Origin of the sequence: Alteromonas sp. AO-Serp (genome assembly GCF_017849675.1) — a bacterium.
GTDB classification, from domain to species: domain Bacteria; phylum Pseudomonadota; class Gammaproteobacteria; order Enterobacterales; family Alteromonadaceae; genus Alteromonas; species Alteromonas macleodii.
Map to the genome: position 1 here is coordinate 20,298 of NZ_JAFLMX010000349.1, position 14,369 is coordinate 34,666.

At 43.7% G+C, this 14,369-nt stretch carries 10 protein-coding genes and 3 tRNA genes; 6 read left to right on the forward strand and 7 right to left on the reverse strand.

Features of this window, described 5'->3' with window-relative positions:
* Positions 1-112: 112 nt before the first annotated feature.
* Positions 113-586, reverse strand: coding sequence for a hypothetical protein (locus QVA83_RS21885; RefSeq protein WP_231513038.1), 474 nt, complete (start codon positions 584-586; stop codon positions 113-115).
* 117 nt (positions 587-703) lie between these two features.
* Here QVA83_RS21885 and QVA83_RS21890 point away from each other — a divergent pair, with 117 nt between their 5' ends.
* The 6 genes from QVA83_RS21890 (at position 704) to QVA83_RS21915 (ending at position 9,820) form a co-directional block, all read left to right on the forward strand.
* Positions 704-1,930 carry a PQQ-dependent sugar dehydrogenase gene (locus tag QVA83_RS21890; protein ID WP_156077912.1) on the forward strand — a complete coding sequence of 409 codons (1,227 nt, stop codon included), beginning with the start codon at positions 704-706 and terminating at the stop codon, positions 1,928-1,930.
* A 399-nt stretch (positions 1,931-2,329) separates the two neighbouring features.
* Positions 2,330-5,140 carry a bifunctional aconitate hydratase 2/2-methylisocitrate dehydratase gene (locus QVA83_RS21895; RefSeq protein WP_014948296.1) on the forward strand — a complete coding sequence of 937 codons (2,811 nt, stop codon included), beginning with the start codon at positions 2,330-2,332 and terminating at the stop codon, positions 5,138-5,140.
* Between the two features lie 264 nt (positions 5,141-5,404).
* Positions 5,405-7,117 carry an ATP-binding protein gene (locus tag QVA83_RS21900; protein ID WP_156077913.1) on the forward strand — a complete coding sequence of 571 codons (1,713 nt, stop codon included), beginning with the start codon at positions 5,405-5,407 and terminating at the stop codon, positions 7,115-7,117.
* A gap of 131 nt (positions 7,118-7,248) precedes the next feature.
* Complete coding sequence (locus tag QVA83_RS21905) at positions 7,249-8,430, forward strand: alpha/beta hydrolase-fold protein (RefSeq protein WP_014975690.1); 1,182 nt, start codon at positions 7,249-7,251, stop codon at positions 8,428-8,430.
* A gap of 6 nt (positions 8,431-8,436) precedes the next feature.
* Positions 8,437-8,721 (forward strand): hypothetical protein, encoded by a 285-nt coding sequence (locus tag QVA83_RS21910; RefSeq protein ID WP_039224537.1) that lies wholly within the window; start codon positions 8,437-8,439, stop codon positions 8,719-8,721.
* 145 nt (positions 8,722-8,866) lie between these two features.
* Positions 8,867-9,820 carry a DNA ligase gene (locus QVA83_RS21915; RefSeq protein ID WP_156077914.1) on the forward strand — a complete coding sequence of 318 codons (954 nt, stop codon included), beginning with the start codon at positions 8,867-8,869 and terminating at the stop codon, positions 9,818-9,820.
* A gap of 342 nt (positions 9,821-10,162) precedes the next feature.
* Here the strand turns inward: QVA83_RS21915 and QVA83_RS21920 are convergent, their stop codons facing one another.
* The 6 genes from QVA83_RS21920 to QVA83_RS21945 all read right to left on the reverse strand — a co-directional run bounded on the left by QVA83_RS21920 (position 10,163) and on the right by QVA83_RS21945 (position 14,350).
* Complete coding sequence (locus tag QVA83_RS21920; protein ID WP_156078248.1) at positions 10,163-11,389, reverse strand: lipoprotein-releasing ABC transporter permease subunit; 1,227 nt, start codon at positions 11,387-11,389, stop codon at positions 10,163-10,165.
* Positions 11,376-12,086 carry a lipoprotein-releasing ABC transporter ATP-binding protein LolD gene (gene lolD, locus QVA83_RS21925; RefSeq protein WP_131136195.1) on the reverse strand — a complete coding sequence of 237 codons (711 nt, stop codon included), beginning with the start codon at positions 12,084-12,086 and terminating at the stop codon, positions 11,376-11,378. The genes QVA83_RS21920 and lolD overlap by 14 nt, the downstream gene beginning before the upstream one ends.
* Before the next feature lie 101 nt (positions 12,087-12,187).
* Complete coding sequence (locus QVA83_RS21930; RefSeq protein WP_014949184.1) at positions 12,188-13,741, reverse strand: EAL domain-containing protein; 1,554 nt, start codon at positions 13,739-13,741, stop codon at positions 12,188-12,190.
* Positions 13,742-14,058: 317 nt separating this feature from the next.
* Positions 14,059-14,135 (reverse strand) — tRNA-Asp (locus tag QVA83_RS21935).
* 31 nt (positions 14,136-14,166) lie between these two features.
* Positions 14,167-14,243 (reverse strand) — tRNA-Asp (locus QVA83_RS21940).
* Positions 14,244-14,273: 30 nt separating this feature from the next.
* Positions 14,274-14,350: transfer RNA gene (locus QVA83_RS21945), tRNA-Asp, on the reverse strand.
* Between the last annotated feature and the right edge of the window lie 19 nt (positions 14,351-14,369).

Here is a 14,369-nt window from a genome sequence, read left to right on the forward strand (position 1 = left end):
GTTGCTTGTTCCTAGTAGGGCAAAGTAAGTAGGGTGTTTATGCCTTACAGTAGCAAACTTAACTTTTCATTTACATCAGGGTTGGGTTATTTAGTATTATAATTTTTAGTTATCAATTGTTTGTAGAACTATTACTTAAGTAACTATATAGCCCACCAGCACAGATGCCTGCCATGCATTGTGCGGCAAGTCCTAAGGTAGTGCGAGCGCCTGCAATTAGGGTCACATTCAATATGGGCTGCATGGCAATGAGCATTAATAAGAACGACAGGCCTCCCGCTATTGTGAAAAGAATAAATCGGGTACGGTTGGAAGAGCCACTAGCATTTTGATTAAGACGTTTAACGATGAAATGTGTCGCCAAGAACGCCAATAATAAGGTAACAGCAATAATCACGCCGTAAGTAGGCAAAAGGCCTAGTGCATCTTGCCATATCATGAAAAACCAATCGCTTGGATTCATATCAACATCAATTCGAATGAGTCCGATTAAAACGGCACACGAGTGAAACGTACTTGCTAGTAGAAAGCCGACGGCCCATGATGGTAAAAAATGGAAAATAGTGCGTCGTATTAGGTTGTTCATTTTTGTAGTCCAAGATTTGTCGCACAGTGCATTAGAACAAAACTCAACAGGCCTCAAATGGTTTGAGCGTGGCAATAGGGTATACCATAGTATGTTAAGTAAAAGAGGACAATCACAATGAAGTCATGGCGTACGATGATCAGTTTACTGGCTTTTTCTTTATTGGGAGCTGCTTTGGCTCCTGCTTTTGCCGTAACTACTGCCTCTGAACTCACTCAAAAGCACGCATCTAATACTGAGCAACGTGAAGCAGGTAGCTCAAATCTAACGGCCTATGAAAATTTTGACCAGCATGTCATGACAGAAGATATCGCTACCTCACTGGCGTTTCCCAAGGCCTTAACGACGGTTATCGATAAGGCTCAGGCAAGCACCCATATATTGATAGTAACGCGAGATGGTGAGCTGGTAATTATTGACAATAAGGGGGAAAGTGCGCGGTTTTCTTTAATGCTCGATGACTTGTACACCAAAGGGCAAGGAGGCGTACTCGATCTTCTTATACCCTCGCAATTCCCTGAAGACAGAACCGTGTTGCTGAGTTATTCCAAGGGGAACGATAGTGCAAACCGTCTTGCCATAGTAAAAGGACAGCTTTCCCTTACTTCTGGCATTACTAACATTCAGCCAGTGTTAGCACTGGCACAAGCCAAAGACACGCCTGTGCACTACGGTGGGAAACTGCTTCAACTAGAGGGCAGTGCTTTACACACAAAACAGGGCTTTTTGGTTACGACAGGAGATGGCTTTGATTATCGCGAGCAAGCGCAAGTTATCAGTTCACAACTAGGAAAAGTGCTAGGGTTCACAATAGACGGCAAGCCGTTGGCCAACCCTCCTTTTCCTGATAACCCCTTTATATTTAGTATTGGACACCGCAATCCCCAAGGACTTGTAGAGGGGAGTGATGGCAACCTATTTTTGCATGAGCACGGCCCAGATGGCGGTGATGAAGTAAACCTTTTACAACAAGGCGCAAATTATGGTTGGCCAGTTGTTACACTAGGCAAAGACTATTCCGGCGCTAGAATTTCGCCTTTTTCGACCTATCCGGGTATGACTGGCCCCATTGTAGACTGGACACCTTCTATAGCGCCATCCTCCATGATCTACTATTCCCATGGGCGTTTCCCGATGCTAGCTAATACGTTACTTGTTACCAGTTTGAAAGCCAAAGCTTTATATGCAGTTAGAGCCGTATCGAACGAATATATCTCTACAAAAATTTTTGAGGGACCTGGGGAACGGCTGCGGGATATTGCGCTTGATCATCAAGGTAACCTGCTTCTTTTGACCGATGGTGAAAATGGAAGAGTGATCGAAGTATCGCCAAGAGGAAATTAGGCACAGAAAACATTAATAAATGAAATTTTGTTTCAAAATTGATGGTAATTTGTACTGGTAGCACCATAAATAAAATGAATGTCTGTCATAAGTGCAACACTATTATTTATCTTTATTGGTCAAACCATTCAAGCTAAATATCGTCATTGATTTCAGATGGTTTGCTTCTAAATGTATGAAATAATTGGCTTAATTTTTCTTTTAATTAAAAAGCGTTTTTCTAGTAAAAATGTAAGTGCTTTAACATAACGACAGTTTAGGCGGGTGAATACCTAACTGTTTACTTTCAGTCATTACGTAACCGCTAAAAATCGGTTAAAATATCCCTCATTTTTATATGCGTATAGCTAAGACCGACTTAACACTACGCCCAAGTAAAACTAAGACCGAGAGAACTATATGAGTTTGTATTCAGAATATCTGGCAGAGATCGAAACCCGTAAAACGGAACTAGGTCTTAACCCTAAGCCAATCGACAGTGCAGATCTGCTGTCTGAAATTATTGCTCAAATTAAAGATACAACAAACGAGCATCGCGAAGACTCTCTAAAATTCTTTATCTATAACACGCTTCCAGGTACTACACCTGCGGCGGGTGTTAAAGCACAATTCCTAAAAGAAATTGTACTTGGCGAAGAAAAAGTAGAAGAAATTACCCCTGAGTTTGCGCTTGAACTACTTTCACACATGAAAGGTGGTCCGTCTGTAGAAGTACTACTAGACCTAGCACTTTCTGATGACGAAGCGGTTGCTAAGCCTGCGGCAGAAGTATTGAAGACTCAAGTTTATCTATACGAAGCTGACACTGAGCGTCTTGAAAATGCATTCAAAGCTGGCAATGCTATTGCTAAAGACGTACTAGAAAGCTACGCAAAAGCTGAATTCTTTACCAAGCTTCCTGATGTTCCAGAGAAAATTGAAGTTGTGACTTACATCGCCGCTGAAGGTGATATCTCAACTGACCTTCTTTCTCCAGGTAACCAAGCGCACTCACGTGCCGACCGTGAACTTCACGGCCAGTGCATGATCTCTCCTGAAGCACAGCAAGAAATTGTTGAACTTGGTAAGAAGCACCCGAATGCTAAAGTGATGCTTATCGCTGAAAAAGGCACAATGGGTGTAGGTTCATCTCGTATGTCTGGTGTTAACAACGTTGCACTATGGGCAGGTGAGCCAACAAGCCCTTACATTCCATTTGTAAACAAAGCGCCAATTGTTGCTGGTACTAACGGTATTGCGCCTATCTTCCTTACTACTGTTGACGTAACCGGTGGTATTGGTCTTGACCTTAAGAACTGGGTTAAGAAAACTGATGAAAATGGTGAAATCGTTCGCGATGCAAACGGTGACCCAGTACTTGAAGAAGCGTACTCTGTAGCAACAGGTACTGTACTAACTATCGATACTAAGGCGAAGAAGCTTTACAATGGTTCAGAAGAACTTGCTGACGTATCTGCATCATTTACTCCTCAAAAAATGGAGTTCATGAAAGCCGGTGGTTCTTACGCAGTTGTATTCGGTAAGCAGCTACAGTCTTTCGCAGCACGTACTCTAGGTACAAAAGCGCCAGCCGTATATGCAGCGTCGAAAGAAGTGTCTCACGAAGGCCAAGGCCTAACAGCGGTTGAAAAAATCTTTAACCGTAATGCAGTTGGCGTAAATTCAGATGCTCCGCTTCACGCTGGTTCTGACGTGCGCGTTAAAGTAAACATTGTAGGTTCTCAGGATACGACTGGCCCAATGACGTGCCAAGAGCTTGAGTCAATGGCCGCTTCAACGATTTCTCCTGTTGTAGATGGTGCTTACCAGTCTGGTTGTCACACGGCATCAGTATGGGACAAAAAAGCACAAGCTAACATTCCTAAGCTTATGTCGTTCATGAACAACTTTGGTGTAATCACTGCACGTGATCCTAAAGGCGTTTACCATGCAATGACTGACGTTATTCACAAAGTGCTTAACGACATTACAGTAGACGATCGTGCCATTATCATCGGTGGTGATTCGCACACGCGTATGTCTAAAGGTGTAGCATTCGGTGCCGACTCAGGTACGGTAGCACTAGCACTTGCAACGGGTGAAGCGGCAATGCCAATCCCTGAGTCTGTGAAAGTTACTTTTAAAGGTAGCATGAAAGAGCACATGGACTTCCGTGACGTGGTTCACGCGACTCAAGCGCAAATGCTTAAGCAATTCTCTGGCGAGAACGTGTTCCAAGGTCGTGTAATTGAAGTTCAAATTGGTACTCTATTGGCTGACCAAGCATTCACATTCACTGACTGGTCTGCAGAAATGAAGGCGAAAGCATCAATCTGTATCTCAAATGACGAGACAATGATTGCGTCGCTTGAACTTGCTAAGAGCCGTATCCAAATCATGATCGACAAGGGCATGGACAACGAAGCGAACATGCTTCAAGGCCTAATTGACCTAGCTGATAAGCGTATTGCTGAAATCAAGTCTGGTGAAGAGCCAGCGCTTGCGCCAGATGACAACGCGAAGTACTACGCAGAAGTGGTTATCGATCTAGATCAAATCGACGAGCCAATGATTGCTGACCCAGACGTAAACAACGAAGACGTATCTAAGCGTTATACCCACGACGTTATCCGTCCAGTTTCTTACTACGATGGTAAGCCAGTAGACCTAGGTTTCGTTGGTTCTTGTATGGTGCACAAAGGCGACATGCAAATCATCGCACAAATGCTGCGTAATCTAGAAAAGCTTAACGGTTCTGTTGAATTCAAAGCGCCACTAGTTGTAGCTCCACCTACATATAACATCGTTGACGAGCTTAAAGCGGAAGGCGATTGGGACGTTCTAGCTAAATATGCAGGCTTCCAGTTCGATGATGCTAAGCCTAAAGAAGCGGCGCGTACTAAGTACGACAACATTCTTTACCTAGAGCGTCCTGGATGTAACCTATGTATGGGTAACCAAGAAAAAGCTGAGCCAGGCGACACAGTTATCGCGACATCTACACGTCTTTTCCAAGGTCGTGTTGTAGCTGACTCTGCTGAGAAGAAAGGTGAATCACTACTAGGCTCTACGCCGTTAGTAGTACTTTCAACGGTTCTTGGTCGTTTCCCAACGACAGAAGAGTACAAGCAAGCAGTTGCAGGCATTGACCTAACTAAGTTTGCTCCACCTTCTGAAGACTTGGCAGTTAAGCCTAAGTTCGAAGCAGATGTAGCCGTTAAGCGCGTATAAGTACTTAACGCTTTCAAACGCATTTAAAAGCCCCAACCTCGGTTGGGGCTTTTTTGTACCCGAAATAATGGGGTCAGAGTACATTAATAGTGTAATGATCCCAGCGATAGCCAACTTGAATAATGGGGTCAGAGTACATTAGTACGGTTGTAGAGCTAGCGGTAAACAGCTAGAAAAGTACTCTGACCCCATTATTTTTATGCAGAGTTGTTGTTTGGTACTTATACTGAGTTATTAGTCATTTAATAATGCTTAGAAACTCTAATGCCAAAGCAGTACCCTACAAAGCCTGAATCATTTGGCGAAGTCACATCGGCCTTGCAAAAAGCTGGCTTCAAAATTCTGCTGGTTTTTTCTTTACTCATCTTAGCGGTAATCGTCATAGCCCAACCCCAAAATGTGTATGTGGCAGTATTTTTCGGCCTGTCTTGGTGTGCAATTTCGGTAGCGGGAATTATCTTTTCTAACTATAAAGACCCTTTGGCGAAATTGTGGGCAATACTCACCATTCCCGTCGCGCCTTACCTTGTAATAAGCAATGGGCTCATGCCCGCAACCTTAGTTCCAATTGCTACTATTTTTCCCATTTTACTGCTTTCTAATGGTTGGCGAATAAGTGCAATGGTAGTACTCGCATGCTGTACTTTTCTTGTGCCGTTTTACGAAGGGGATTATGACAAGGGCCTTTGGCTAAGGCTTTGTGTGACCAACCTTGTTGTGTCCCTTCTTATCTATGCTCTAGCGAGCCAATTAGAGAAAGCCCTTGTAGAGAGTAAAAACAAAACTCTTGAGCTAAACAGGGCGCTTGCAAGCGAAAAGCAAGCGTCGGCTGCACAATCACGATTCCTCGCCACTATGTCACACGAGATTCGCACGCCATTAAACGGTATTTTGGGATTGACCGATGTAGTGCTTTCTCATGATATTTCGGAAAGTGCACGGCCTAACCTCGAGAAGATTCAGCGTTCAGGACTCTCGCTAAACCGTATTTTGAACGACATATTAGATCTCTCCAAATTGAATGCGGGAAAACTTGCGCTGGAGATCATTCCCTTTGACCTAAAAAGTACTGCCAAAGATTGCGTGGCGTTTTATGCACAATTGGCGCAGAACAAAGGTATCTCACTGAGAATAGAAGTAGATAAAACATTAAATACTTGTGTTGTAGGGGACGCAACGCGCCTTTCTCAAGTGTTAAACAACCTAGTGAGCAACGCGATAAAGTTTACGCATCAGGGCAGTGTCACTTTAGGGCTATCGAAAGGTGAAGCGTCAAAGACCCATCAATTTGTCAGATTTTCAGTTAAGGATACGGGGGACGGGATTGATGCTTCTGAACAAGAGCGCGTATTCGATGCATTTACACAAGCCAACAGCAGCATTAATCGAATGCACGGGGGAACGGGACTTGGTTTACAGATAGTAAAAAGCTTGGTTGAAGCTATGGGCGGCACGGTTTATCTAAAAAGCGCGGTAGGTCAGGGGAGTGAATTTTATTTCGAGCTACCGTTTGAAATTGCAGATAGTGTAATTGGCGCTAAAGAACAGGAAAGCACACCGTCTTTCTCAAAACTTACTGTTTTGGTTGCAGAAGATAACGACATTAACCAGGTCGTAGCAAAATCATTGTTAGAAGACACAGGATTGAAAGTTGCGCTTGCTAATAACGGTAACGAAGCAGTAGAGATTGCACTAAAGCAGCATTTCGACCTTATATTGATGGACTTACACATGCCTGAAATGAACGGCTCTGAAGCCGCTTTAGCGTTGCGAAAAGCTAACATCACTATTCCTATTATCGCGTTCACTGCTGCGGTGGTTGCCGAAGAAATAGATAAAGCGTTAGCATCCGGGATGAATGGATATCTCACAAAACCAGTCAATAAAACGGAACTACACGCTGTGCTAACTAAATACTTGGGCGGAGAAATGTCTACAGAAAGTTCCTGTATTGCTAAAGGGGAATATACAGAGTAATGTGGCTATGAAATTGTCATTAATCCGAATAAACCCCTGTTATACAATAGATAATAATAAAAGTTCGCTTGGCCCAATCAAGTAAATAGTATTACTGCGAAAAGCAAAGCGTCTTATAAAAGGATTTAAGTTTGAAGTCACAAATACATATTATAATTGCCCTGCTATTTCTTGCTTTCACGAGCCTTCCGGCTAACAGCGAAACAGGCAGCGACAGCCAGCGTTACGAATTGAAAGTAGAGAAACTCCAGTCTAAAGTGCTAAACGAGCAACGAGAAGTGGTTGTTCAGCTTCCAAAAGGCTACGCCGAAAACCCCGACAAGAAATACCCCGTTATTTATCGTCTAGATGGTTCGGGAAATCTTACTATGATGAATGCAGTGCTAGAATCGCTGCAATCTCAGAATGCTGCTCCGGAAGTCATCATAGTCGCCATTGAAAATACCGACCGACTTCGCGATTTATATCCCACGGCAAATGAAGATCCAAACGGGCCTGTAGGCTATGGCGGTGGCGGTGCAAACTTTCTTTCCTTTATAACCACTGAGCTTATGCCGATGGTAGAGAAGAAATATCGCGTGCATGACTTTCGAGTGATAGAGGGTGCATCAGCCGGAGGCGTATTCGCGTTGTACGCACTTACCCAGAAGCCTGAACTTTTTAACGCCGCGCTGACTTACAGTGCTGCGGTGTGGTGGAACTATGGCGCATCTGCAAAAAGTACGGTTGCATTCTTAAAATCTGCCAATCAATTAGACCACTTCATTTACACGTCTATCGGCAATGAAGGCGCGCCCATGCGCCCGTATTATAACGATATGATTTCTGGAATGCGGGCAAATCAACCTGCCGGATTAAGATGGGAGAACGAAGCCTACGAGGGAGTTACCCACAATTTGGTCTCAGCTGCGTCAACTTTCAGCGCTTACCATCATTTGTTCTTATCAGCTTATTTAAGGCCACAGCAGTTCAGTGGAGATATTAAAAGTATTAAAGACTATTACGCCCGTGTTTCAAAGCAGCGAGGCGAGAAACTCGACGCGCCGGAATGGGTTATTCGCGAGTTAGGTTATCACTATGTGGGTGAACAAAACTACGACAAAGCCATCGCCTTGTTTAAATACGATATTGCTGAGTATCCTCAAACGCCTGACGCATATAATGGCTTAGCTTATGGTTATGAGCAGATGGGCGAGTACAAAAAAGCGCTGGAAAGCGTGAACCAAGCTTTAGCACTTTCCTCGTCTGAGCACGATGGCCATCAGGTTTATGTTAATAGACAAAAACGCTTGCAGTCTTTATTGAAGGATTAAGTTATCTTGAACCATAAAAGCACAGTTAAACACGTAAACTGGATCGCCACTGCGGTTTGTATGGTCGGAATCACCTTGGGAACGAGCGGGTGCAGTACCGTCACGACGGGACAAACCGATCGCTGTATTGAGCAAGCTAATAACGCAGATGTTCATGGGGTGTACACCGCCGACGAGCAGCTAAATGCTTGCTTGGAAACTTACAAACTGCGACGTGATAAAGAAAGAACGGCAGGTGAAGCGTTTGCTGAAGACGTGCTGATCTCAGTTATTGATATTATTACCGACTAGAGCAGCTTCGATTAAGCGAAAAAACCTTCCTACGTACAGTTATAAAAGCAAAGAAGGCAGAGTAATTTACTCTGCCTTCTTTGTATTTGCTTCTCTATTAAAAGCATAAAAGCAAGCAAAGGTTAACACGTTATAGGAAGAGCCGATGCGAAATTTTTTGACTGCTGTATATGTACTTTCAATCACCGCCATAGCTAACGTTAATGCTAATCACATGCTCGTTACTGTCGAAGAGCTGCAGCTTGCTAAGCAATACGATCAAAGTCGCACTGATATTAACGTAGCTGACTATTGGGTTAGTGAGAAGCTAGACGGTATTCGCGCAAGATGGAACGGTACTGAACTACTTACCCGTAATGGGAACAAGATATTCGCGCCAACATGGTTCACCGCCAACTGGCCAGAAACCACTATTGACGGCGAACTTTGGATAGGAAGAGGGGAGTTTGAACGTACAGCTTCTATTGTGCTTTCAACGATGACAAACATCGAGCTGCATTCTGTCGCTAACGCTTCATCTAGCACAGTGTCTTCAGCAGACACTGTAGCCGCAGCAAATTCTCTATCTGCAAAACGCTGGGCCAAAGTTAGATTTATGGCCTTTGACATGCCTATGATGGGTGAGCCCTTTGGTCGGCGACTCAACATGCTTAACAGCCTAAGTAAATCTACACCTAATCCAACGTTTGCAGTTATCCCTCAATTTAAGCTTACGTCTATTGCTTCACTTGATGAAAAGCTGGAGCAAGTAACCCAGGAAGGCGGAGAAGGGTTAATGCTTCATCATGAACAAGCGCTGTACACATCCGGGCGAAGTGACATGTTGCTCAAAGTAAAACGCTTTGAAGATGCAGAAGGGAAAGTACTGGCATTGCTTCCGGGAAAAGGACGATTTAAGGGAATGATGGGCTCGCTTCTTGTAGAAACGCGAGAAGGCATTCAATTTAAATTAGGAACGGGCTTTTCAGAAAATGAGCGCCAATCTCCACCCGCTATCGGTAGCTGGGTAACCTTTAAGTACTACGGCTTAACTAAAAATGGAAAGCCAAAGTTTGCAAGCTATCTTCGCACCAGACCTCAGACAGACTTGCCCAATTAACACTTACTTACTGCCAGTATAGTCACAATGAACTGCCTCTCACTTACTGTTGTTATACCAATCCGCATGGATAAGTGCCCACTCAGAAGGCGCTGGCAAGTTTCCTAGCAAAGCGTGGGAATGCAGGAATGGTTGTTCCCTTTCAAATTCCCAGAATGAAGCTAGGAAGCTTGCCAGACCTTCCCGAAGGGCGAGTTTTAAATGTCCGTACTCTTTATTGTGTCACCTTGATGTAGAACCACTATACCTGCGGTAACACGCCGCGATTACGAACATTTTAACTCTCGCTGAGTGGGTAATGATCTATGCTGACTGGTATTACTTACCCTATTGAGCTTAAAGTTAGTGAAGCGCTGATGAAGGTGATACTTTGGCTGCCTTTTGCGCTGGATAAATAGTAGCGCCCACACTCAAGAACATAGCAACAACCACGGTTACTACAACGTCTTGCCAATGTAGATCAGATGGTAGGAAATCGATGAAATATATATCGCCTGATAGAATTTCTATACCTATCGCCACCTCAATAAAGCGAACAATCTCAGAGAGGTTAGGTGCTACCAGTAGCGCTAAAACCACACCTACAGTAATGCCTATAACGCCATTGATAACGCCCTGCAACACGAAGGTATTGCGAATTAAACGATCCGTCGCTCCCATGGTTTTTAATATTGCGATGGCAGCCTGTTTGTCTCTAACCGCCATAACCAGTGACGACACAATGTTAAAACAAGCAACGGCAATGACCAGCGTCAAGGCGATATACACCACAGCTCTAACTAGCTGAATATCGTTATATAAGTGGCCTTGGGTACGTGTCCAGTCAGACATGTAAACACCCTGAGGGTAGCTGTAACCTATATCTCGCATCGTGTCGTAAGATGAAAATGGGTCGATAAGTGTAAACTGAATTCCTTGTGACTTAGATGAAATACCAATAGCTTCAGACGCTGTTTCCAAGTGCATTAAACCCAGCTGGTTATCGAGTTCACCGCCAACAGATAGCACTCCAGAAATAGAAAGCGTAATTGAACGTGGGGCTTTGAAGGTTAGATCCTGAGTTGTTTGGGGAATGAGTATTTGAACAATGTCACCAATATTAAGGTCCATGGAAGCGAAAATACCCTTTCCTACAATGAGACCATTTTTCTGCGTCGAAAAACGTTGCCAATCGTCACTTGTGACTCTTTCAGCATATTTGTCGCTAACACTGTTAACCGGAATACCAGTAACGCTAATTGCCTTCAACTCCCCCTTTGACTGCAACATTCCGGTTATCCCTGTGTATGGCGTGACAGAGGCAATACGGCTATCTTGAGACAAACGATAGAGCTGCGCGTCTAAATTTTCTATTCCGCTTTCGCTCTTGCTATATAATTCACCATGAGGGACCACACTCAAAATACGACTTGTAAGCTCTTTTTCAAACCCGTTCATTACGCTCAGCAACACAATTAGTACAAAGCAACCAAGGGCAATCCCAATGGTGGATGACATCGAAATAAAAGAGATGAAACGCTGTTCTGAACGTGTTTTTCTGAAGCGTTGGGCCAATTCAAAGGCGAGCATCTTGGCTCTCCTTGAATAACGTATCACTCGCTAATCTGCCGTCCTTTATCTTCAGCACCCTGTCCATTTTCCCGGCCAAGGTAATATCATGGGTAACGACAACAAACGCTGTCCCTTTTTTATCACTTAAGCTAGTAAGCAGTTTATAAATTTGCTCACCCGTCGAGTCATCAAGATTTCCTGTAGGTTCGTCGGCCAGTACTACTGATGGCTCGGTAACTAAAGCTCGTGCTATTGCCACACGCTGTCGTTCACCGCCTGACATGGTCGATGGTAAATGGTCGACGCGGTGAGAAAGCCCAACTTCATCTAACATTTCACGAGCCTTGCCGTGGGCCAATTTGGTCGAAAGCCCTCTAATTCTTAGCGGCATTGCTACATTTTCTAACGCTGTGAATTCACCGAGTAAATGATGAAATTGATAGATAAAGCCCATTTCGTCATTGCGAAGCTTTGCTAATGCATTTCCAGATAATTGACCGAGTGATTTTCCATTGAATTCGACTTCACCGCTAGAAGGTTTATCTAACCCTCCAAGAATATGTAAAAGGGTGCTTTTACCTGAGCCGGAGCTACCTAAAATAGCAACATGTTCGCCAGCTTTTATTGAAAGAGAGACATCGTGTAAAACGGGGGTAGCATTACTGCCATCTTGATAGGTTTTATTAATATTGCGGCAAATTAGCACGTCCTGCATGCGAGTATTCTTCTTTAATTTCCAGACGGTGAATGGTAGCGTTAAACACTACCAACACCAACTGAAAAATAACAGCGCTAAAACGTAAATATCAATCTGTATTATTGCGTGCCTTGAACGCTTTTGGCCAGTGCATCAGCCGACTGTGGCTTGCCAAACAACCACCCTTGACCAAAGCCGATGGTTAATCCTTTCAGTTCATTGCATTGATCAATGTTTTCAACTCCTTCTGCAATTAAATCAACATTAAGTCCTTCGGCAATGCTCACAATGTGGGGGATGAGTGATGAACGAATACTGTTATCTTCCATATCCATAACAAAGCTGCGGTCAATTTTAAGGTAATCACAGTTTAGCGTTTTAAGCTGGCTTAAATTTGAATAACCCACTCCAAAGTCGTCAATTGCAAATAAGAAGCCTTTACTCTTCAGTGACTTAATATGCTTCACCGCACTATGAGTGGCGATTTGCTCATCCTCGGTGATTTCTAAAACTAACTTGAAGTTCTTTACGTTCATATCTAGTACAAAGTCTAGGTCCAAACAACCTTCGCGGGTAAAATCGAAGGGGAATAGATTAAACGATACCTTAAAGCCTTCGGGGATCTCTGGGTTTTCGTTGAGTTCTCTCATGGCTGTGGTAATCATATCAACCGTAAATTCCCAGGTCATATCCTGCTCTTTTACCTGAGGAATAAATTCGTCAGGGTAAATCGGCCCAAATTCATCCTCAAATCGACTCAATACTTCGCACCCAATGACCTTTCCCGATTCCAAGTTTACAAAAGGTTGGTACAAGCAATAGAACTTATGTTCTTTTAGCCCTTTACTGACGCGAGACTCAAGTGAACGTCGTCGTCTTAAATAGTTAAAGGTAAGCATATGCGTCAACGCTGCTGTCATTAACATAGCAAACACAAACAACACCAGCTTGCCCATGTGCAAATCTAGTACGCGACCGTGATCAGATTTCACTTTTAGGCAGGTATGATTGTAGCGTTCATCACACTGGATAAATTGTAAGGAAAAGTAGCCAGTGCGTGCGTCCATGTCATCTTGGCTGAGGGTAGAACCGACAAGGCTAGGATTACCTGCCATATGATAAAACTGATCGCCATTGTAGAACAGCTGCCAATCTTGCGTGTAGCTGTAACCAATGACACTATCCATATCCAATACTGCGTTGTAACGTCCGCGCTGTACTATAGTACCGGTAGCTTGTTTATCGAAAAGCTGAAGAGGAGTATTTATCCAAAAAGCGTCGCCAAGCTGAGTATAAAAATCAGGCTTAACTTCTTTCATGGGCTCTTCTAGAATGCCCAAATAAGTACTGCACAATAGCTCGTTATTTTGATAAAAACCTATCTCTTTTACAAATCGAGAGCGAAACAAGGTTTTTCGCATTTCCGCTAAGTTATCCATTTCACAGGTTTGATACGGCAGCGCATTTAGGTAATCGAGCGTGATCTCAGCATCTCTAAATACTACGCGCACATTATCTAGTATTTCTGTAGCGCGACTCTCCTCTTGTTCTCGAATAAACATAAACATAACGATAGCGAGTAATAGGGTCACACCCACTACGCTTAGCAATGACACCCCAATTGCTTTTAAATTATCAGCAAGAAAGTACTGTTTTTGGTCGCTTTTATTCATAATTTCCGTGTTTTTTTAGCGTGAACGACCTAACTTTAGTACAAATTAAAAAAAAGACACTACGACTTTAGGGCATGTTACTGTTTGTTGGGTGTTTTTTTACTTTATAGAAGACTATTAATCGAAGAGGAATAATGTTTCTAGTGTCACATGGTGCAATTAGGAAATGGAGCAATTTCTTGAATGGCTAACTGACAAGAGGGTAAGAATAAATAAAGTGCGATTGCGAGAACAGCAATTTTAACTGCAGAGTAAAAAATAACTTTTTGAGTGTCCCCAGAAGGGGGAATTATCTAAGAAGAAAAGCTTATCATTAATGGCGGAGCGGACGGGACTCGAACCCGCGACCCCCGGCGTGACAGGCCGGTATTCTAACCAACTGAACTACCGCTCCGCATAATGGGAAGCGCGCTTTATTCGATTAATGGCGGAGCGGACGGGACTCGAACCCGCGACCCCCGGCGTGACAGGCCGGTATTCTAACCAACTGAACTACCGCTCCACATAATCGAGATTGCGCTGTATAACTAAATGGCGGAGCGGACGGGACTCGAACCCGCGACCCCCGGCGTGACAGGCCGGTATTCTAACCAACTGAACTACCGCTCCGAAGACCTTTTAGTTATAC

Bases quoted from the DNA above. Each gene is read 5' to 3' on its own strand.
- QVA83_RS21885 (WP_231513038.1), bottom strand. From the start codon at position 586: ATGAACAACCTAATACGACGCACTATTTTCCATTTTTTACCATCATGG.
- QVA83_RS21890 (WP_156077912.1), top strand. From the start codon at position 704: ATGAAGTCATGGCGTACGATGATCAGTTTACTGGCTTTTTCTTTATTG.
- QVA83_RS21895 (WP_014948296.1), top strand. From the start codon at position 2,330: ATGAGTTTGTATTCAGAATATCTGGCAGAGATCGAAACCCGTAAAACG.
- QVA83_RS21900 (WP_156077913.1), top strand. From the start codon at position 5,405: ATGCCAAAGCAGTACCCTACAAAGCCTGAATCATTTGGCGAAGTCACA.
- QVA83_RS21915 (WP_156077914.1), top strand. From the start codon at position 8,867: ATGCGAAATTTTTTGACTGCTGTATATGTACTTTCAATCACCGCCATA.
- QVA83_RS21920 (WP_156078248.1), bottom strand. From the start codon at position 11,389: ATGCTCGCCTTTGAATTGGCCCAACGCTTCAGAAAAACACGTTCAGAA.
- lolD (WP_131136195.1), bottom strand. From the start codon at position 12,086: ATGCAGGACGTGCTAATTTGCCGCAATATTAATAAAACCTATCAAGAT.
- QVA83_RS21930 (WP_014949184.1), bottom strand. From the start codon at position 13,741: ATGAATAAAAGCGACCAAAAACAGTACTTTCTTGCTGATAATTTAAAA.